The organism is Pseudomonas sp. GLN_2, assembly GCF_043106005.1.
GTDB classification, from domain to species: Bacteria; Pseudomonadota; Gammaproteobacteria; order Pseudomonadales; family Pseudomonadaceae; genus Aquipseudomonas; species Aquipseudomonas alloputida.
Window position 1 is genome coordinate 152,398 of record NZ_JBICMC010000087.1, and the last position, 18,462, is coordinate 170,859.

19 protein-coding genes and 1 pseudogene are annotated in these 18,462 nt (G+C 54.0%); 11 read left to right on the forward strand and 9 right to left on the reverse strand.

The features are described 5' to 3' along the window. Positions 1–16: 16 nt before the first annotated feature. Complete coding sequence (locus tag ACF8Q6_RS21655) at positions 17–1,423, reverse strand: heavy metal sensor histidine kinase (protein WP_324737282.1); 1,407 nt, start codon at positions 1,421–1,423, stop codon at positions 17–19. Then, on the reverse strand, positions 1,423–2,100 hold the full coding sequence (locus tag ACF8Q6_RS21660) for a heavy metal response regulator transcription factor (RefSeq protein WP_324737255.1): 678 nt from the start codon (positions 2,098–2,100) through the stop codon (positions 1,423–1,425). Before ACF8Q6_RS21660 ends, ACF8Q6_RS21655 begins: the two co-directional genes overlap by 1 nt. Before the next feature lie 165 nt (positions 2,101–2,265). Between ACF8Q6_RS21660 and ACF8Q6_RS21665 the strand changes: the two genes are divergently transcribed. The 6 genes from ACF8Q6_RS21665 to ACF8Q6_RS21690 all read left to right on the forward strand — a co-directional run bounded on the left by ACF8Q6_RS21665 (position 2,266) and on the right by ACF8Q6_RS21690 (position 7,296). Beyond that, complete coding sequence (locus ACF8Q6_RS21665; protein ID WP_019470284.1) at positions 2,266–2,472, forward strand: co-regulatory protein PtrA N-terminal domain-containing protein; 207 nt, start codon at positions 2,266–2,268, stop codon at positions 2,470–2,472. Positions 2,473–2,653: 181 nt separating this feature from the next. Next, the gene (locus ACF8Q6_RS21670) at positions 2,654–4,615 is read left to right on the forward strand and encodes a copper resistance system multicopper oxidase (RefSeq protein WP_324737256.1); all 1,962 of its coding nucleotides are present in this window, start codon (positions 2,654–2,656) and stop codon (positions 4,613–4,615) included. Positions 4,616–4,629: 14 nt separating this feature from the next. Next, positions 4,630–4,953, forward strand: coding sequence for a hypothetical protein (locus tag ACF8Q6_RS21675; protein ID WP_324737257.1), 324 nt, complete (start codon positions 4,630–4,632; stop codon positions 4,951–4,953). Further along, a complete protein-coding gene (locus tag ACF8Q6_RS21680) occupies positions 4,943–6,058 on the forward strand; it encodes a copper resistance protein B (protein WP_324737258.1) in 1,116 nt (371 codons plus the stop codon). The genes ACF8Q6_RS21675 and ACF8Q6_RS21680 overlap by 11 nt, the downstream gene beginning before the upstream one ends. 10 nt (positions 6,059–6,068) lie before the next feature. Next, the gene (locus ACF8Q6_RS21685; protein ID WP_324737259.1) at positions 6,069–6,851 is read left to right on the forward strand and encodes a cytochrome c; all 783 of its coding nucleotides are present in this window, start codon (positions 6,069–6,071) and stop codon (positions 6,849–6,851) included. Further along, a complete protein-coding gene (locus ACF8Q6_RS21690; RefSeq protein WP_324737260.1) occupies positions 6,841–7,296 on the forward strand; it encodes a DUF411 domain-containing protein in 456 nt (151 codons plus the stop codon). The genes ACF8Q6_RS21685 and ACF8Q6_RS21690 overlap by 11 nt, the downstream gene beginning before the upstream one ends. Before the next feature lie 105 nt (positions 7,297–7,401). Here ACF8Q6_RS21690 and ACF8Q6_RS21695 read toward each other — a convergent pair whose 3' ends face one another. The 3 genes from ACF8Q6_RS21695 to ACF8Q6_RS21705 all read right to left on the reverse strand — a co-directional run bounded on the left by ACF8Q6_RS21695 (position 7,402) and on the right by ACF8Q6_RS21705 (position 8,716). Then, positions 7,402–7,590, reverse strand: coding sequence for an AbrB/MazE/SpoVT family DNA-binding domain-containing protein (locus ACF8Q6_RS21695; RefSeq protein WP_324737261.1), 189 nt, complete (start codon positions 7,588–7,590; stop codon positions 7,402–7,404). A gap of 133 nt (positions 7,591–7,723) precedes the next feature. Beyond that, complete coding sequence (locus tag ACF8Q6_RS21700) at positions 7,724–8,056, reverse strand: DUF2790 domain-containing protein (protein ID WP_094010837.1); 333 nt, start codon at positions 8,054–8,056, stop codon at positions 7,724–7,726. Positions 8,057–8,200: 144 nt separating this feature from the next. Further along, positions 8,201–8,716, reverse strand: coding sequence for an antitoxin Xre/MbcA/ParS toxin-binding domain-containing protein (locus tag ACF8Q6_RS21705; RefSeq protein ID WP_324737262.1), 516 nt, complete (start codon positions 8,714–8,716; stop codon positions 8,201–8,203). Positions 8,717–9,080: 364 nt separating this feature from the next. On the opposite strand from ACF8Q6_RS21705, the gene ACF8Q6_RS21710 reads away from it, so the two are divergent. The 5 genes and pseudogenes from ACF8Q6_RS21710 to ACF8Q6_RS21730 all read left to right on the forward strand — a co-directional run bounded on the left by ACF8Q6_RS21710 (position 9,081) and on the right by ACF8Q6_RS21730 (position 12,291). Continuing rightward, positions 9,081–9,911: a TIGR04255 family protein gene (locus tag ACF8Q6_RS21710; RefSeq protein WP_324737263.1), complete on the forward strand. Its 831-nt coding sequence runs from the start codon at positions 9,081–9,083 to the stop codon at positions 9,909–9,911. Further along, on the forward strand, positions 9,908–10,537 hold the full coding sequence (locus ACF8Q6_RS21715; protein ID WP_324737264.1) for a hypothetical protein: 630 nt from the start codon (positions 9,908–9,910) through the stop codon (positions 10,535–10,537). Before ACF8Q6_RS21710 ends, ACF8Q6_RS21715 begins: the two co-directional genes overlap by 4 nt. 4 nt (positions 10,538–10,541) lie before the next feature. Continuing rightward, the gene (locus tag ACF8Q6_RS21720) at positions 10,542–11,018 is read left to right on the forward strand and encodes a hypothetical protein (protein ID WP_324737265.1); all 477 of its coding nucleotides are present in this window, start codon (positions 10,542–10,544) and stop codon (positions 11,016–11,018) included. A 349-nt stretch (positions 11,019–11,367) separates the two neighbouring features. Next, positions 11,368–11,784, forward strand: a pseudogene (locus ACF8Q6_RS21725) (TniQ family protein); the annotation flags it as partial. A gap of 135 nt (positions 11,785–11,919) precedes the next feature. Further along, positions 11,920–12,291, forward strand: coding sequence for a hypothetical protein (locus ACF8Q6_RS21730; RefSeq protein ID WP_392489773.1), 372 nt, complete (start codon positions 11,920–11,922; stop codon positions 12,289–12,291). On the opposite strand, the gene ACF8Q6_RS21735 is transcribed toward ACF8Q6_RS21730, so the two are convergent. Genes ACF8Q6_RS21735 through ACF8Q6_RS21750 form a run of 4 tightly spaced genes read right to left on the reverse strand, consistent with a single transcriptional unit; the run spans position 12,263 to position 18,271 of the window. Next, positions 12,263–13,741 (reverse strand): TnsD family Tn7-like transposition protein, encoded by a 1,479-nt coding sequence (locus ACF8Q6_RS21735; RefSeq protein ID WP_324737267.1) that lies wholly within the window; start codon positions 13,739–13,741, stop codon positions 12,263–12,265. The two genes, ACF8Q6_RS21730 and ACF8Q6_RS21735, sit on opposite strands and share 29 nt — an antisense overlap. Before the next feature lie 24 nt (positions 13,742–13,765). Continuing rightward, positions 13,766–15,214 carry an ATP-binding protein gene (locus ACF8Q6_RS21740; RefSeq protein WP_324737268.1) on the reverse strand — a complete coding sequence of 483 codons (1,449 nt, stop codon included), beginning with the start codon at positions 15,212–15,214 and terminating at the stop codon, positions 13,766–13,768. Continuing rightward, positions 15,211–17,379 carry a Mu transposase C-terminal domain-containing protein gene (locus ACF8Q6_RS21745; protein WP_324737269.1) on the reverse strand — a complete coding sequence of 723 codons (2,169 nt, stop codon included), beginning with the start codon at positions 17,377–17,379 and terminating at the stop codon, positions 15,211–15,213. The genes ACF8Q6_RS21740 and ACF8Q6_RS21745 overlap by 4 nt, the downstream gene beginning before the upstream one ends. Beyond that, a complete protein-coding gene (locus tag ACF8Q6_RS21750) occupies positions 17,372–18,271 on the reverse strand; it encodes a TnsA endonuclease N-terminal domain-containing protein (protein ID WP_324737270.1) in 900 nt (299 codons plus the stop codon). Before ACF8Q6_RS21750 ends, ACF8Q6_RS21745 begins: the two co-directional genes overlap by 8 nt. Positions 18,272–18,462: the final 191 nt, after the last annotated feature.

Genomic DNA, 18,462 nt, shown 5'->3' on the forward strand with positions numbered 1-18,462 from the left:
CGGGATGAGTTCAGCATTAAGGGGTTGAGGCTGCACTAACCAACCGCTTGGAGGCTGGGAGACTGATGAAGAAAGTTGTGACACCTTCCGCTGAAGTACACCAGATTCGTCCACTATGAGCCTCGATGATAGAGCGGGTTATCGACAGCCCCAGGCCTGCATTGCTTGGGCCGCCTTCGCGCCTGGCTGGATCGGCTCGATAGAATCGGTCGAAGATCTTGCCAATGTGCTGGGGGTCGATGGTTACCCCGCTGTTACGCACGGAAAGCGTCACGCTTTCAGGCGTCTGCTCGATCTGCACTGATATCTCGTTGCCTTCCGGGGTGTAGCGCAACGCGTTCGATAAAAGGTTGGAAAGCGCTCGGTCAATCATCAGGCGATCGCCACGAACCTTGCCACGACCTTTGAGGGTCAGCTGAATGCCTTGATCCTCAGCCAGGAACTGGTAGTACTCGAACAGCTTGAATACGAGTTCGGAAAGCTCCACATCGATCTGCTCGGGCACGATCAGACCATTATCCGCATTGGCGAGGAACAGCATGTCGTCGATCATGCGCGACATGCGCTTGAGGTCTTCCAGGTTCGAATAGAGGTTTTCCTCATAGGCATCCAGGTCACGCTTCTTGGTGAGCACCACTTCGGTATGGGTCAGAAGGTTGCTGACAGGCGTTCTCAACTCATGAGCGATATCGGCAGAGAAGTTGGACAACCGAACGAATGCATCCTCCAACCGTCCCAGCATCCCGTTGAAAGACAGGATGAGCTCCTGAAGCTCAAGCGGTACGGGCTCCAGGGGAATGCGCTCGCGGAGCGATCTTGCCGACATCCCGGTGGCCACTTTGGTGATTTGCCCAACAGGCCGAAGCCCACTCTTGGCCACGACCCAACCCAAGCCTGCGCTCACAATCGCGCTGATCACCAGGCCGATGCCGAACCACCATTGCAGGGTGACAAAGAAATGCGCGTGAGTGGTGACATCGAGCATCAGCACGGCCGTCACCGGCTCCGGCTCGCCTGCAATGGTCAGCTGGGCGGTAATGCCGCGAAAGTTCTGCGATTCATCCTGCCATTCCCAGACCGCACCCCGGTGCGCCTGCTCGAATCGCTGAGGAATTTGGGAGGCTTTGGGGTCTGAAAAAAGGACCGTACCGTCAGCCTTGGTGATTTTCGCCGACAAATCCTGATGTGCGCCGAGCAATGCCCGCAGCTGCTGCTCCTGATCGTGGAGCCCGCCTCGCGCTGCTGAGATGGACAGGATATGACGCGTTGACTCCAGCTTTTCGGAAAGCGCCTGCTCATCCAGCATCCGGAAATGGTGCTGACTGAGCCCGTAGAAAGCCACCCCGGCAACCACCAGGACAGCAGTCACCGCGAACATGAACATCAGGGTCAGTCGCTTGACGAGCGATGATTGCGGGCGCATCACTCGGGCACATCCATCATGTAGCCCATGCCTCGGGCGGTATGGATGAGCTTTGGCGCGAAGTCGTCATCTATTTTGGCCCGCAGTCGGCGAATCGCTACCTCGATCACGTTGGTGTCACTGTCGAAATTCATGTCCCACACCTGAGAAGCGATCAGCGACTTTGGGAGGACCTCGCCGCGACGGCGCATGAGCAGCTCCAACAGGGAAAACTCCTTGGCAGTAAGGTCAATCCGCTTGCCGTTTCGCGTAGCTCGACGCTTGAGCAGGTCTACCTCAAGGTCTGCCATCTTCATAGTGGTTTGAGCAGAACCACCGTTGCCTCTGCGCAGCAACGTGCGAACCCGAGCCAGCAGCTCCGAGAACGCAAAGGGCTTCACCAGGTAATCATCCGCGCCCAGTTCCAAGCCTTTCACGCGGTCGTCTACGCCGTCTCGGGCCGTCAAGAAAAGGACCGGCACATCCTGCCCCGCCGCACGGATCTTGCGCAGGACCTCCCAGCCATCGAGCCCCGGCATCATCACGTCGAGGATCAGCAAGTCATACGCTTCGCTCTGTGCCTGTTGCAAGGCGTCAGCGCCTGTCATGACCCGGTCAACGGTGAAGCCAGCTTCTGTTAGGCCTTGCTGGAGGTAGACACCGATTTTTGGCTCATCTTCGGCTACGAGTAATTTCATCTGCTCTCATCCACGCGGGGTGCATCTCCAGTTTGCAGGAAAAAAGTCGCCCAACCAGAAGCTGACGGAAAAGTAATGTCGAGATCAGTTTTCTGACAGCACCGCGAAGCTAACTTGACCCTGTACCTGACGCCATGAGGCGCAGAACCCACTGAGGATCTCCAGATGAACATGGTCAAAGCAATTGTGATGGTCGTTACCTTCGGCATGGCAGGCATCGCCCTGGCAGAGGGCGGCGCGGACCGGACCTTTGCGCGGATGGAAGCGGCTCGCCAAAGCTCCATGCAGGCCTACCAGGTTGCGCAGGAGAAGAAAGAGCAGGCCCCAGTCGCCGCCCAGTCGAGCAAGCACGCGGGCCACGAAAGCTGCTGATCCGAGCTTACAGAAATGTAATCACCCCGGAATCTGAACTATGGCAGTTTCAGACTACGGCCTCTCATCAGCCTCGCGCAGTGGCGAAAGTCTACGAGACTGGTGAGAGCTCCAATGAACCCAAGGGCTGCGCCATCGAGCAGCCTGGATATCAGCGATCTACCTGACTGGACGCAACGGCATGCAAAGCAAAACCACGAGACGATCTTTCGTCAAAGGCCTGGCCGCTACCGGAATTTTGGGTGGGCTCGGCATGTGGCGCGCGCCGGTCTGGGCCGTGACCAGCCCTGGCCAACCGAACGTGCTCAGCGGCACGGACTTCGATCTGTATATCGGCGAACTGCCCGTCAACATCACGGGTGCAGCTCGTACGGCCATGGCCATCAACGGCTCCGTGCCAGGGCCGATCCTGCGGTGGCGCGAAGGCGACACCGTGACGCTGCGCGTACGCAACCGGCTGAAACAGGACACCTCCATTCACTGGCACGGCATCATCCTGCCCGCCAACATGGACGGTGTGCCGGGCTTGAGCTTCCACGGCATCGCTCCCGATGGCATGTACGAATACAAGTTCAAGGTCCACCAGAACGGCACTTACTGGTATCACAGCCACTCAGGCTTCCAGGAGCAGTCCGGGGTCTATGGGGCGTTGGTGATCGATGCCAAGGATCCGGAGCCGTTTGTGTACGACCGTGATTACGTCGTCATGCTCAGCGATTGGACGGATGAAGACCCGGCGCGGGTACTCTCCAAACTCAAGAAGCAATCTGACTACTACAACTTCCACAAGCGCACAGTTAGCGACTTCGTTGACGATGTGAGCGAGAAAGGCTGGTCGGCCGCTGTAGCGGATCGGAAGATGTGGGCTGAAATGAAGATGAGCCCCACCGACCTCGCTGACGTGAGCGGGTATACCTACACCTACCTCATGAACGGCCAGGCTCCGAACGGCAACTGGACGGGACTCTTCAAGCCCGGCGAGAAGATCCGCCTGCGCTTTATCAACGGCTCGGCCATGACCTATTTCGATGTCCGGATTCCTGGGCTCAAGATGACGGTTGTGGCTGCTGACGGCCAGTACGTCAAACCCGTATCGGTCGATGAGTTCCGGATCGCCGTTGCCGAAACCTACGATGTCATCGTCGAACCTGAAAACGAGCAGGCCTATACAATCTTCGCGCAATCCATGGACCGTACCGGGTACTCCCGAGGCACCCTGGCAGTTCGTGAAGGCTTGCAAGCGCCTGTACCGGAGGTAGATCCACGCCCGATCATCGCCATGAGCGATATGGGCATGGACCACGGCAGCATGGGCGGAATGGATCACGGCGGCATGGCTGGCATGGACCAGGGGAACATGGCCGGCATGGATCACAGCAAGATGGCTGGGATGGACCATGGCAGCATGGCCGGCATGGACCACAGCAAGATGGCTGGAATGGATCACGGCAACATGGCCGGGATGGACCACAGCAAGATGGCTGGGATGGACCATGGCAACATAGCCGGCATGGACCACAGCAATATGGCTGGAATGGACCATAGCAGCATGGCCGGCATGGATCACAGCAAGATGGCTGGGATGGGTGATGAAGGCATGGCCGGCATGAGCGGTGCAATGCAGAGCCATCCGGCTTCCGAGACCAACAACCCGTTGGTCGATATGCAGACCATGTCGCCGACGCCGAAGCTGGACGATCCCGGAATTGGCCTGCGCAACAACGGGCGCCGAGTGCTGACCTACGCCGATCTGCGGAGCACCTTCATCGATCCCGATGGCCGAGAGCCTGAACGCACAATCGAACTGCACCTTACCGGGCACATGGAGAAGTTTGCGTGGTCGTTCGACGGTATCAAATTCTCCGACGCTGAACCGCTGCGGTTGAAATATGGCGAGCGTCTTCGCATCACCTTGGTCAACGACACCATGATGACTCACCCCATCCATCTGCACGGTATGTGGAGTGATCTGGAGGACGAGAACGGCAACTTCATGGTTCGCAAGCACACCATCGACATGCCACCTGGCTCAAAACGAAGCTATCGCGTCACCGCAGATGCCTTGGGACGTTGGGCCTATCACTGTCACCTACTGTTCCACATGGAAATGGGCATGTTCCGAGAAGTCCGTGTGGACGAATGAACTGGAGATTTGAGATGAGCAAACCAATGAAACGAAGCGCCTTTTTCCTCTCTGCTGCGATGGTCGGCATGTTGGCTGTTTATGCCCCGTCGTCGTGGTCTAGCGACAACCATGAACAGCATTCCCAGAAATCCACCGAGGCCGGTAAAGCCAAAGGTTCGCAGGACAAGCAGGGTCAGGGGATGAACCATGAAGGCATGGACCATGGGTCCATGGAAGGTATGGACCATGGCTCGATGAAGGGGATGGACCATGGCTCGATGGAAGGCATGGATCACGACAAAATGATGGAATCGCATGGCAGCGACAAAGCTAAGGCAGGGAAAGATGGCCAATAGCTTTGGGCGGCCTTCGCTGCTGGCCCTGACTGTTTCAATCGGCATGCTGGGCGTAACGCCCAGCTTCGCCGCTGAAGAAATGGATCACTCAGGCATGGATCATTCGGAAATGGGGCACGGTTCCATGCAAATGGATGCTGCTCCGTCCGAATCGATACCGGCGATGGATCACAGCAAGATGGGGATGAGCAAACAGCAGAAACAGCCTGCCCATGTTGATCACAGCCAGATGGGGCATGCTCAAAGCCAGAGCAAATCCAGCCCGGTGGACCATAGCAAGATGGACCACAGCAAAATGGACCATGGAAACATGAAGGGCATGGATCACGGTTCGATGAAGGGCATGGACCATTCCCAGATGAACCATGGTTCAGCGACTTCTCAGACCACAACGAGCCGTACGCCGATTCCAGTACTCACGGATGCTGACCGCGAGGCAGCCTTTCCGCCTTTGGATGGCCACCAGGTGCACGACAGCGGAATCAACAGCTTTTTCCTGTTGGACCAGCTCGAATACCAAGACGCCGATGAGGGCAGCACCCTGGCCTGGGACGCATCAGGCTGGGTAGGCGGCGACATCAATCGACTCTGGGTTCGCTCGGAAGGCGAGCGCACCAATAGGGTAACCGAAGACGCTGAGCTGCAACTGCTATACGGGCGCTCGGTCAGTCCTTGGTGGGACGTAGTCGCCGGGGTCCGTCAGGATTTCAAACCGGAATCACCGCAGACCTGGGCAGCCTTTGGTATTCAGGGCATGGCCTTGTATGACTTCGAGGCCGAAGCTACGGCGTTCATCGGCGAAAACGGCCAGACTGCTGCGCGTCTTGAAGGCGAATACGACATCCTGCTGACCAATCGCTTGATTTTGCAGCCCACGGCTGAGGCGAACTTCTATGGCAAGAACGATCCTGAGCGCGGTGTTGGCTCGGGTCTGGCCAATACCGAAGTCGGGCTGCGTCTACGGTATGAAATCGTCCGTCAGATTGCCCCGTACATAGGCGTTACCTGGAGCCGCTCCTACGGCAACACCGCTGACTTCATCCGAGACGAGGGTGGAGATGTTAATGAGGCACGCTTCGTTGCCGGCATCAGGATGTGGTTCTGAGAATTCCAACATGAAAAGAACAATTACAACGCTGCTTGTGGCCGGTGCTGTCGGAAGTGCTGCGGTATTGGGCACCGCGTATTTCGGCTTGGTGAATGTCGGCGCCGATGATCCTCACTTCCCGGCTGTCCATTCGTTTCTCGCCATGGCTCGCGACCGGTCGATTGAGGTTCGAGCGCGAGACATTGAAGTGCCTGACCTGAAGGACGCTGCGTTGATCAAGGCAGGCGCAGGCAATTACAACGCCATGTGCATTGGGTGCCACCTCGCCCCAGGCGTTGGGAAGACAGAACTTAGCCAAGCGCTATACCCGTCGCCACCTGACCTCACCAAGGTGGGTGTTGGAGGCGATCCGGCTGCCGCATTCTGGACGATCAAGCACGGCATCAAAGCCACCGGCATGCCCGCTTGGGGCAAGAGCATGGGTGATGAGTACATCTGGGGAATCGTCGCTTTCCTTGACCGACTGCCCCAAATGAATCCTGAGCAGTACAAGGCGTTGGTGGCCACGAGCGGCGGCCATCAGCACGGCGGCGGTGAAAGCGATATGCATAATCATGAGGGCCAGCACGGCGGGAGCGGTCATGCCGAGCGTGGCGATCACGACGAAGCGGCAGATGACGACCATGCTCAGACAGCTTACGAACATGGAGCTGCACCCGCAGGCGCCGCCCAAGCGGCAGATCATCACGGTGACCACAATGCGGCCGAAGCCCATTCGGACGCCCACCCGAAATCGTCGACAAAGACGCATGTTCACAAAGACGGTAAGGAGCACACTCATGCCAACTAACCGGATACTCGTTCGGCTAGCCGCAATCGCTGGGCTGCTGGTGGCCTCGGCGGCCTACGCCGCAGAGCCATTGTCCATCGACGTTCACCGAGATGCGAACTGCGGTTGCTGCAAGAAGTGGATCGCGCACCTGGAAGCCAATGGTTTCAAAGTGACCGACCATGTTGAGACGGACATGAGCGCAGTGAAACAGAAGCTGGGCGTAGCGCCACGGTTAGCCTCCTGCCACACAGCCGTGATTGACGGAAAGTTTGTTGAAGGTCACGTGCCAGCTGAGCAGATTCGAGAACTCAAGGAGCGGAACGATCTGGTAGGGATCGCCGTGCCAGGAATGCCAGCTGGATCCCCAGGCATGGAGGTTGATGGCGTAAGCCATGCCTACCAAGTCATTGGGTTAACCAAAAGCGGCGAGGACCTAGTAGTCGCCAACTATCCAGCCAAATAACGCACCGAATAGAAGGATGGCAGTAGGCTGACTGCCGTCCCATGTATCCCCGCTAGAAAGCTTCATCAGCTCAACACGACGACACAGAGGGCCTGCAACGCGTAGCTAATCAGATTCGCGGCGCTCGCGGACTGGCTTGAGTACGATATCGCCGTTGATGAGCTCTATGGAGAGTCTGTCGCCCGTCGTGACCCTGAGCTCGCGCAGAATGTCGTCGGGTAATTCCACAATCAGATCGCCGGAGCCGTCGCCGGGATCAAAGCACTTAACCGTGGTGCGCGCTGATTCAGTCATTGGGCTCTCCTGCCTGAGCTACCAATCCTCATCGTACTCCACCACCCATGAAAGTCGGTAACCAGGCGATCAATCGCCGGAATCGACGCTTCAACCCGGCTATCAGCGTGAGTCCTGCCCGCTCGATCAGTGCTCAGTTCTGGCCCCGGCAACCGATACCAGCGGTCCGGTACTCAAGGATTTTCAGGTCTCCATTGGAATCCTCGTAGTTCATCTGTGCTGGCATCACGTCACAGCTCGCCTTGGTCGATGTCATGCTGATTACCCTCGCCACGTCGAGCCGCATCCCGTAGCGATAATGGATCACCTCCGGAGGCTTCTTATCATTGGCGGCTGCATAAGCTCGCATTGCTTGCTCATTGGCCTGAATCATCTTCCCGTATAGACGGTCGGATCCTCCTTCGGCGAGCGCGGTTGAGGAGGCCACTATGGCCAGGATGGCCGCGATACTTTTGATGACTTTCATTTCAATCACTCCAATAGACGTGACTGAAGATTAGGATTTTGTCGCTGTCAATTGAGTGATACGGGGATTACAAGGTTGTAAGTCCGGCTTGCAGAGGGAGGTAGCGTTGCGTCTTCACGGCATACCAATTCCCCCTCAGGCACACTACTGATAGACACCCAGGCGAAGACGCTCAAGATAGTCCGCTACCACGCTGAATCCGAGCGACGTGTCGAGCATCTCGAAGGGTACAAACCCCATCAAACGGCCGCACGGCCGACAAAGCCACTGCTCCGCGAGCATCTGAGAGCCAAATACCTTCGACGCAAGCTCCAGTCCTTTCGCATATTGAAACGCCACCGCGCTCTGCTGGGCATCCAGGCGATAGGCCTGAAAGGGATGGCTCCGACGGTGAATGCTTCTGGTCGATCTTCCTGTGATTCGCCCGACCAGGTTACGAGCCTTGAATAGGCTTGAGGACTCGACCATGCACTCCACGTCGCTGAAAAAAAATCCTGTTTGGACAAGACGCAGGAGCTCCAGCTGACCCAAATCGTCAGGGTGGGCATGAATCAAATGGAACGTCGGTGGAAGCGCTCGCGATGGGATAGATGGGCGCATGCTCGTCGGGCTCACTGCATCGACCTCCTCTAGTGCGTTGAGCATCCAGATTAGATCCATTTCGCTTCCAAGGCACGTACGTCTTCCCAAGGGGCAGCCCCGCAAGGCCATGATTTGAATACCTTTGAGGCTTCAAATGGAAACTAATCCGCCAGAAAAGAAGCCTCAAATAAGAGTTGCCACAGCTATTTTGAGAGGCTAGGCTCTGGCCAACGGCCCCATCAGGGTGGCCGTTGGTCAGAGCCTGACGGGGTATTTCATCCCTTGAAATTCGTCGGATCTGCCACACTTGAGATGAGGAAGGCCGCCAAATGGAAATCGGCGCATATCAAGCCACAGAGTCTTCTCAATTTCTCTTCCGATTACCTTTGGCTAGCGTTCCAAACTGCTCGGAATTTGGAGCTTTCCACCCATGAGTACAGGCATGTTCAAGCCGGTTCACGGTGCACACGCCGTCGTTGAAACAGTGTTCTTTTTCGAATTTGCAGCTCCGATTCTGTCGGATCAGGCAATCGAAGAGGACTTGGCGCTCGCCTATGGCGATGCCCTTGCTCGGATGGATAAGACAGGCTCCTACGAAGTGAGTTTCGACCCCGCGACCCTCCAATCAAGTCAGCGCGAAATCTTCACCTATACCTTCTCCAATGGGGATGAATTGGAGAACGAGGCTCCTGAATGGGCTGTGCGCATTACTGATGGGATTCAGGTTTCCATCCATTGCACCGCTTACACGCGATGGGAGGCCGTTTCGAAGCTCGCTTTTCAATTCCTGGACAAGCTGGCACTGCACGCCCAGGCAGCGCTTGACCTAAAATCGCTGGGGTTCAAGGTCGTAGATCAGTTCCGGTACGAGCCATCTGAGGGAAGCTACGATCTTCGTCTGCTATGCAACCCGAGCAGCAGCTATCTGTGCCGAAAGAATTTCGAATCGGCTGATCGCTGGCACAACAACTCCGGTTGGTTTTGGCTGCACCCCAATGGAAAACAGATACTGAATCACTTGAACGTGAACTCCTCAGCCGTTTCGGTGCAGCATAAAGCGCCCCATACCTACGTAACGATTGATCACGTTCAGGTGCTCCGGCGGGAAGAGGACGGTGATGCTTTGCTCTGCTCCGTTGATACAGACCAGTTCTCTCGCGTTGCCCATGAGTTCTTTGAGCCGCTACACGATCAGAACAAGCTGGTGATCAACGACCTTCTGACTGAGGACGCGTGTCGTCGCCTCAGCTTGGTCATAGGAAGGACACAATGAACGCTACGATGCTCAGCAACCCTTTCGCCAATGCTCCCGAGCCCACCGCTGGGGGTATTAAATGGCTCCCTCCCACAAAGGGCCAAGGCAGGAGCAAGATCATCTACGCAAAAGCTGGTGGTGTTCAGAAAACGATAAGAAGCACTGATTGCTTCACCATTACCTACACCTGGGCTTCGCGAAGCTCTGTGGTTGGCAGCAACGTGGAAGGCACGCTGCGAGGGCACCTCAAAGGCGCACAGTTTCCACTCTACGATTTCCGCCAAGCTCACACCGTTAAGAACAGCTTGCTGTCGAAGATTCGTGGCCTACTCGACCTAGAGCCCGGTTGGGACGGCTATGCCGCTAAAGTTCCTGCCGGATCGGCCATCGATGAAGCCGAGCAGTTTGCGAGCAGCGTTCTTCCTACTGGAGACTTCCAACTGCCGGCAGTCACCGCAGCAGCGGACGGGGAAGTCAATTTCTCCTGGAGGAACCTCCAAGGCTATATCGACCTTGGCTTCTATGGCGACGGCAGCTATTCCTTCTACGCCAAGACAGCGGCGGGCGAGGAATTCATGAGTGATGAGTCTTCCGTTACTGAGCAGCTTCCTGAACAGGTCTTGAAGATTATCCGGGGAAACTGAGTTCATGGATGTACCGCCACTGTCCGACGATGAGAGCTTGGTCAGAGCCTTCTTCTGCCCAGAGCAGCACGATGGTCAAGAATTCTTGGCGTCTGTTGTGAGCCTCGCCGACCTAAAGGATCGGGGATTCAGTGTTGATCGCCCAATACTCACTCCTCTGTCGGTGTTGGAGCATCGCGTGGACGCCCAACGAGCCAACAAACCTGATGTTCGCGAGTTCGCGAAGTTCTCCCAGCTCTTCTGCGCGAAGCTCAGAGAAGACCGGGATCCGTCAGGCCAGGACTACTTTGAGGTTCAAGCATCTCCGGTCATTGAATCTGAACATGAGCCAGCCAACCCAGGGCATGCATCCATTTACAGCGCGGATAGGAGCCTCGGCAGAGGCGGGTTGCGGAAGGTCCGAACTGAGCTCATCAAGCATCTGAACAATATCGTGGGCCTGGAAACCTTAGCCTATCTTCCTGATAATAAGTCGGACTGAACAGCCTGGGTCCGGATGGAAGCTGTCCTTGTGTTAAGTGCCAAGCATCTCAGCGATCATGCCGAGGCAATGACCTAGGCTTTCCGGCTAACTTTCCCAGTGGTTCTATATCAGCTTTTTCATGATCAAACTTCAAAAAACCACTGCACGTGCTTGCCTTATTGGCAAGAATAGAACGGGCCTTATTAGTGTACTCTTGAATCATAGACCATTTTTCAGTTTTGACTTTCCGGCGCCCTTTCATCTGAAACACCTGGGCCATAAAAGCTGCGTAATATCGGTGAAAACCGCTACCTTTAACCAAGCTAAAATACCACGCGCCTAGCGACGCGTGAAATAACATAAAAACATGAGAATATTAGCACCATTACCTGGAGAATATATCGCATCTGCGCTTAAGCGTGGCAATGAGCTTCTAGGCATTAAAACGTTGAAAACTGAAGATTTCTATATAAAAGCGAAACCTCGTATTGGGTTCGGAATTAATAAGACTTTGGGGAGATTGCAAACAGAGTGGCGGCCGCATCAAGAATTCTATTACCCAAAGCTGCTAGACGAACACAAGATTTCGGACTTAGCCCTAAACAATCACACTTTGTATCCTATGCTAGCTGCCCTCGGGCGTCATCGAGCGACCGCAATCGTCACACCGAAGACTTGGGAAAAGGTTTGTCCAGATTGTGTTCGCGATGACCTGGATAATTGCGGAAGCCCCTATATTCATCGCAGGCACGTGTTGGGTTCCGTACAGGTGTGCAGTACTCATGCCTGCGCTCTAATCGAGACGTGCCCGACCTGCTCAATACCAATGAGAAAGCACGAAATTAATCACCTAGCCAAGTGCAGCAAGGTTAACACATGGTCAAGACGTCAAAAGCATGAATTCGGATCAAACCGTCATATGTACGCCAAATTTGTCGCAGACCTTTTGGACTATCGCGGCCCGATGATCAAGGATGGAATGGCAGACTTTGTCGCATATGCAAGCCTCATGATAAATCGAACGAGCGCATTCGAAAAAAACCAGCTTGATATTTCCAAACTGATCAACGAAGAAATGGGCATAACTTCGAGACTCACCCATGCCAGTATCTCTACCAGCGACAAATATCCTATCTATGTGTTTCTTGGATGCCACACCGCTGAAAAGTATTTTAACTTGCTAAATAATAAGAATGAGCAAGACATGCTGCGCGAGAAGAAAACAGTCATATTCAATAAGCTTTTGCACGAAGCCATGAAAACTAATCCATATCGTCACGAATCTGCGTAAAGACTTCATCTTCGGACACGCGAGATACTCTTATTCCTGCATAACGGTATAAAACACTCATCGCACAGTTTTCAGTCAGCGAGTATTCTCGAATTGCCCACCGGATTTTACGTAGCTGATGGTCATGAGTAGACTCAAGTAAACCCGCCATCAACTTAGTGCTCATCGGAAAGTAGTCCGGCATCTTTAGGAAAGCATGAGCGTTTAGGACACGCCTACATAGAGCAGCGCGGGTGACCTGCTGAGGCTTTCCGTCTACAGAAAGAATCATCGTCTTCGCTTTAGCGAGCTCCAACGCAAGGGCCGAGTCTCTAGATTGCCAATCGATCAAAATTCTTCGGTCTCTGTGGTAGGGGTTCCCAGCAATATAGCGGGCCAACCATTCCCTGTCGTGGCGGTACAACCACTGATAGCCCGGCTTGTCATGACATTTGAGATTCGTACTTTTCGCAAACGCTATTCGCCGGGCGTGAAGGTCATCATCCGGGATGAGGTTATTCGGTTCATCAGGCCGGACCACAATACCAGCGCGATTGTCGGCCTCTGGACGGTAGGTCTTCAGGTGCTCCAGCTCTAGATCAAGGAGCCAGCAGAGAAAATAGAACTTGAAAGGCTGTACGGTTCGACCTTGTCGCCGCAATATCTGAAAGACCCACTCAGCGGATCGAACCATTTCTTCGAATTCGGCGGCGCGAGGACTGCACCGAAGTCGCCTGGTTAAAAAATCTCTCAGCATCTGCTCTCTAATTCGTCCAGACCTGATAAAACCCATCTCGTCTAAACGGTTCCTGAGCAAATTTCCAGCCTTAATCGTTTTCATCTCACCGGGATGGTCGAGCCCCCACAGCTGCATGCGGGCAATGGCAACGGCCCCGCTGTGGTCACCACAGTCCATAACCGGCGTTCCAGCAGATTCCCCCGGAAGCAACATACAACGCCAATCTGACCCTCCGGGGAATCTAATCGCCTGTAGTACTTCGTTGTGGCGTGGACAAATGCAAGTGCCCGAAGCTTGGTGAATACGATGCCAATAGGCTGAGCCGCACTCCAGAATGTCCTCTCTGACGCAGCTCTCGCAATACCTAAACGAGGCGTGTTGGAGGAAACGCGATGCTGTAATGCCCAAGGCCATCTTGAGGCCTGTACCTCGATTACCTCCCATTAGAACGGCAGCATCGCGGCCCTTCTCTTCGTCCAAAAAAGGCAGAAAAAGCGGTAAAAGCGTGAAGCGCTCGATCAGCTCTCCTACGGAGAAGGCGCCTCTGAGACGTTCAGACAGAGCCTCTAAGCAGCACGGCAGGATGGAACCGCAGGTACGCGAGTAGCTACCGAACAGCTCTTGGCTGGTCGCTCGGTATCCCTGATTCGCTGCTAGCTTGTGATAGCGCACGGCCAGGCTATAGAGCGACTCATCCGGAAACGGTTGGGGGAAGAACAGAAGATTAGCCACTGCCCTGAGCTCCCCTGCGTCAAATTACCAGGAAGAATCCCTATCCACCCAGCCGCGCTGTTCGAGCTGAGCCTGAAGGTCTTCGTCCTTCGAAAAATGCACGTTAGTTAACGCGCCGTCAGCAACCGGTACGACCGTACGACTCGGAGCCTTCGGCACCGATTTGTCATTTGCTAGAGGTGAAGGTGTTATCACGTTCTGTGTAAGTAGCGAAAGATGAGCCCGGTCCGCCCGGCGAGCCAAGTCATAGCTCATCATCTGAGCGATTTGGTCTTTTGTAGGCATCATGTCCTCGAAATCAGCAATCTGAAGAGGATCACCGCTTCGAAGGGCCTCGATGGGCTTGTGCAAAAGCCTCATTTGATTGTCATACACCTGCTGAAGCACGGCTGGCGTAATGGCGTCGATTCCTTCCCAAATAACATGACGCTGCGCAAGCATAAGCAGTTTCGCTAGGAAATCTGTATTGCCCTGGGTGAGATCATAGATCTTGGACAGGAGGTCACTCGTCAGGGGAGCGCAAGATTCCGTCCAGTCATAGGCCCAGAGTTGGGACACCAAGTGATGCCAAAACGGATCGTCTTCACTGAAACGGTCAAAGGCGATTGGTCCCATCCCCGCCGCTCTTCGGGCATTACGCAACACACCAGAAAAAAGCGGAAGCATTGCGTTGGTCCCTACATAGACAAGCGGAACGCCCGCATCATTGGATAAAGTTACGAAGAAATTCAGTAACTTTTCCCGATCCTGCCCCCCTCGCGACGAGCAAAGATGCTGCATTTCATCGATTATCAAAGCACCGATAAAAAAGGTTTTGCACAGCTGACTGATATTCTGGAGCATTACACTGATGCTGTTGGCGGCACCGCCCCTGCGAGAGTATTTTTCGACACCTAACGCAGCGTCCAGTGCAGAGAAGAATGCTGCGCAAAAACCGCGCAACGAGCCATCGTGAGGGCACTCAATCTTTAGCCACACAACCTGGGTTTCGATGAGAATCGCGTCTTTATATCTGCTGTGACTGATCACCTGCGGATAAAGCCTTGCTATGGAATTAAGCGCTGTGGTCTTGCCCATACCACTCAAGCCAATAAGGGTCATCGTCTCAGCGGTGGACATGAATCCATGGCGCTTGGCATCTGCTGAGGAAGGCAATCGATGCCTAACAGATGAGGCCAACAGCGGATTGCGGCCCGAATAGCCGTAGCGGATCAGCTGGCTGAATAGGTCTTCGAGGCGCAAGTGGATTTCGAAAGGCACCACAACATCTTTGAGCCGGTTGATCCCATGGCCGCGAAGCTTCGGTGGCAACGCTCGTTCGGCCTCGTCGGGCTTCGGCGGAAGGTTCCCAACACGCCTCACCACATCAACATCCGAGAGAATTCTAGGCAAGCATTCAATCAGCGGGTTGCCATCATATTGAGGCATGCCTGTAGGAATGTATTCTGCGGGGGAGAAGGTCAAATCGTTCATGTCTCTGTCTCGCTACCCTCGCTGACTACCAGTTTCAGAAACGCCGCGCTTCTTGTGGAACTGGGCCTGCCGGTGACTGGCCTAGAATTTTCTCCCGCAAGGGGCGTGTGATCCACAACGCGTAGCTGATTCAGATCAGCGGTATGGGAATCGCGCTCGGTCTGAGCTTCGGTCGCACGCTTGGCACGTTTGTCCCGCTTGAAATCTGCATTCGATTTCGGGTCACCCTGTGCGGCACGTTTGGCTTTGGCCCGGTCAAGGATTTCCTCTTGCCGCCCCCTTACAAGCGCCGCAGTATTGTCACTGTCATAACGGGCATCCGGCGATACTTGGTTCAAGACATGGACCATATCAAGAACCTCCTCCATACGGAGTCCACCATATTTCTGCCGTTGCTGCGGTACAATAGTTAAAGCCTCAAAACCTGCTTCGGACTTGATCCAGCAATTTTCAATAGAGTTAGGATCGTAGAATACTCGAACATACTTCGTCCGCAGATTGTGCGAGCGCTCCAACCACTCCTCACGCAAAGCTGTTTGACATGTATATTGGACGCCTTGGAAAACAATACCGCCTCGACTGATACGACACTCTTGAGAGGGCAATAAAGCAATTTTCAACTCAGCCGGAGAAACCACTTTAGAATTGATAGGACTGTTAGCTTTAGACCAATTCCAAACTGCTATAGGCGTCGCATCTATACCGTCAGCAATCATCTCGCGACTTAATAGGTGTGGTATGCGTAGGCTCTTATTGTGCGCCAAGACCCCTACAATAACCATTTCTGTGAACTCGTCGATATCCAAAATCGCATCGAGTTGGTAGTCCCTATCACCACGCTCCATTTTACGAGCATCTACTCCGCCTGGAACAAATTTCAAATCCAGGTGTTCATTGATCAGACGGAAGCGGCTTTCGATGATCCCTTTCCAATCAGGCCTGAAGGGAGGCAAAATTTGCACCGCTAGTCCCAAGCTTTGCGACAGCGTTGCCCCAGCCTCACTTAGAAGCTCGGCCCGGTCAGCAACTATTTCGACTGGTAAGTGCGAGCACGGCCAGTCAGCCTCATCTATTTCAACATTGTATCGCTTGCAAAAATCGACCTTTGGGGTGCAAGCATTGTATATCGCATGTCGAGCCCCATTCCAACTGGGACCCTCAAGGCCCACGTGAATCCCTACAATCATTCTAGTAAAGGTATCGACGACCACATATAGTATGGGGCGCCCTATGAGCCATAGCCTGTTAACGCGATGCACTAAATATACATCAGCGATGGTGGAATCTATCTCATATCGATGGGTCGCACCCATCAGGCCTTGGGAAGCTGCGCCAACGATAGCACGATGATCTTTGTTGTATCGAACAGAACCGCCACGCACCTTAAGTTTATAAAGATCATCGAAAAAAAGCTTACCGTGATATCTGAGCTGTGTAGTAGTCGGGTAACTGCCGCGTACAATATTTCCTTTCGAACCGTCTGGCAGAGTCTCTCTATAAAATTTGTTTAACATCCACTTATGTGCGTCTTTCAGGGTACCGCATTTGCCGCTAGCAACCCGCCCGTAAGCCAAACGGATATGAGAGAGATGGCGCTGTTCGAGCGTGATGGCACCACCATCATTGACAATGACACCACGATACTTACGCGGCCTACCGGGGATAATGCCTGAGGATCGATCCTTTTTCTTTCCCCGTCCACCGCAAGCGCTAGTGTTCCAAAGAAACGCGTTAGGTGTCTGCCCCATGCTCCAATAGCGGTATAGAAGCCGGTATATCTGTTTACGCTCTACTCCTGCCTCTAGGGCATGCCTAGCAACCAGCTTCCCAAAACCCGGTCCAAGAATTTCCAAGGCGGAGCGATCTTCTACTAAACCTCTAATAAGGCTCCAGTTACGATTTCGGCTCGATTTTTCATTTTCACTAATTTCATCGTCACTTCTGAGTAGATGTAAGGGCACCATTTCTCGACTTAAGATTGCGCGTCCTGCGTCAATATCGTCAATTAAAACGGACCGCTCGATCTGCCACGGTTTGCTGGGATTCGTACTCAGCTCAATCACAATGACAGAATCATCATCTATGCCTACAATCCGAACCGCTTTTTTTAGCAGGCTAGGTTCTGCGCCAGGAGTGACAATGCTGTTGATTTTAAGATCAAGCATGATGGGAGACCTCGTTTGGCAGAGACAAAGCCGCTGACCTTTGGTTCGGCCATACGTGCAACGGCTGCGACATGCTTATTACTTTCGAGGTAAGATCTGACTCTAAACGACCGTTCCACAACAGGTGATGGAAGAGGCGCTTTACGCCCATATATTCAATGTAAAGATCACGAGACGCTCTATCTAAAAGAATTTTTAACGGTATTTGATCCGTCTTTGCCCCCTCGATGTATCCAAGCAAATTGCCAATGTTCTTCTCCGTCGGTAACGAGGGATGAATACTGGCGTATGTCCTGAGAATCTTGAGGTTCGCTAATTTAATCTTCGAGAGGTTTTCATGCAGGACCAGCTTCCAGTCCACCCCCCGCATTGCCCAGTATTTTTCTTCGATGGCTAGCTTTTCTGCTATTCGATTACGCGCATGAAGATCAGCTTGCTCAAACTCTTTTCTATACTTCACTGATCGAGCAGCAAGCCTAGTTTCGCCAGATGAGTCCAAGAAGGTAACGAGAAAGTCCGTCGTCATAACGACAGGTATTTGCGTACCAGGGTATATAGGGTGGCGACAGTTAATACTTGAGGCAATAGCTTGGGTCTCAGCCTGTGTCAGCAGAGGATACTGCTCTCGGATATCGATGATCGAGGCATCGTGCTCAAGTACAGTTAAGTAATCTCGCTCTGCATTGGACAGCAGGTGGTGTGTGCGGTGAATTTTAACTCCCGCGATCATATGAGAGACACCCTTTGATTTGATCTCCCACACTTTGATCCATGGCTTATAGGAATCTCTGACTCCACACCCACGACCCGATTGAATTTTCTTATCTATTTTTGCCTGGGTCATCAGCTTGCGATGTGCAGCCTTGACCGGAGCTATGGGCATGGATGCCATTGTTCGAGTCGCTCAAAATTGGGCGACCCGCTCGACCGGGACGAGGACAGGTGTCGTGCACAGGGGACACCCCAGAGAGCGGGCTAAGCCAGGACAACAGTCACAGCGTTGGGTAGAGGATTGTCACCCGAATCTCCAAGGCCTGGCTCCGGCCCGATGTGCGGTCAGAGCCTGCCTTGTGACAACCTTTA

Coding starts and splice junctions, on each gene's coding strand:
- ACF8Q6_RS21655 (WP_324737282.1), bottom strand. CDS start 1,423: ATGCGCCCGCAATCATCGCTCGTCAAGCGACTGACCCTGATGTTCATG.
- ACF8Q6_RS21660 (WP_324737255.1), bottom strand. CDS start 2,100: ATGAAATTACTCGTAGCCGAAGATGAGCCAAAAATCGGTGTCTACCTC.
- ACF8Q6_RS21665 (WP_019470284.1), top strand. CDS start 2,266: ATGAACATGGTCAAAGCAATTGTGATGGTCGTTACCTTCGGCATGGCA.
- ACF8Q6_RS21670 (WP_324737256.1), top strand. CDS start 2,654: ATGCAAAGCAAAACCACGAGACGATCTTTCGTCAAAGGCCTGGCCGCT.
- ACF8Q6_RS21675 (WP_324737257.1), top strand. CDS start 4,630: ATGAGCAAACCAATGAAACGAAGCGCCTTTTTCCTCTCTGCTGCGATG.
- ACF8Q6_RS21680 (WP_324737258.1), top strand. CDS start 4,943: ATGGCCAATAGCTTTGGGCGGCCTTCGCTGCTGGCCCTGACTGTTTCA.
- ACF8Q6_RS21685 (WP_324737259.1), top strand. CDS start 6,069: ATGAAAAGAACAATTACAACGCTGCTTGTGGCCGGTGCTGTCGGAAGT.
- ACF8Q6_RS21690 (WP_324737260.1), top strand. CDS start 6,841: ATGCCAACTAACCGGATACTCGTTCGGCTAGCCGCAATCGCTGGGCTG.
- ACF8Q6_RS21695 (WP_324737261.1), bottom strand. CDS start 7,590: ATGACTGAATCAGCGCGCACCACGGTTAAGTGCTTTGATCCCGGCGAC.
- ACF8Q6_RS21700 (WP_094010837.1), bottom strand. CDS start 8,056: ATGAAAGTCATCAAAAGTATCGCGGCCATCCTGGCCATAGTGGCCTCC.
- ACF8Q6_RS21705 (WP_324737262.1), bottom strand. CDS start 8,716: ATGGATCTAATCTGGATGCTCAACGCACTAGAGGAGGTCGATGCAGTG.
- ACF8Q6_RS21710 (WP_324737263.1), top strand. CDS start 9,081: ATGTTCAAGCCGGTTCACGGTGCACACGCCGTCGTTGAAACAGTGTTC.
- ACF8Q6_RS21715 (WP_324737264.1), top strand. CDS start 9,908: ATGAACGCTACGATGCTCAGCAACCCTTTCGCCAATGCTCCCGAGCCC.
- ACF8Q6_RS21720 (WP_324737265.1), top strand. CDS start 10,542: ATGGATGTACCGCCACTGTCCGACGATGAGAGCTTGGTCAGAGCCTTC.
- ACF8Q6_RS21730 (WP_392489773.1), top strand. CDS start 11,920: ATGTACGCCAAATTTGTCGCAGACCTTTTGGACTATCGCGGCCCGATG.
- ACF8Q6_RS21740 (WP_324737268.1), bottom strand. CDS start 15,214: ATGAACGATTTGACCTTCTCCCCCGCAGAATACATTCCTACAGGCATG.
- ACF8Q6_RS21745 (WP_324737269.1), bottom strand. CDS start 17,379: ATGCTTGATCTTAAAATCAACAGCATTGTCACTCCTGGCGCAGAACCT.
- ACF8Q6_RS21750 (WP_324737270.1), bottom strand. CDS start 18,271: ATGGCATCCATGCCCATAGCTCCGGTCAAGGCTGCACATCGCAAGCTG.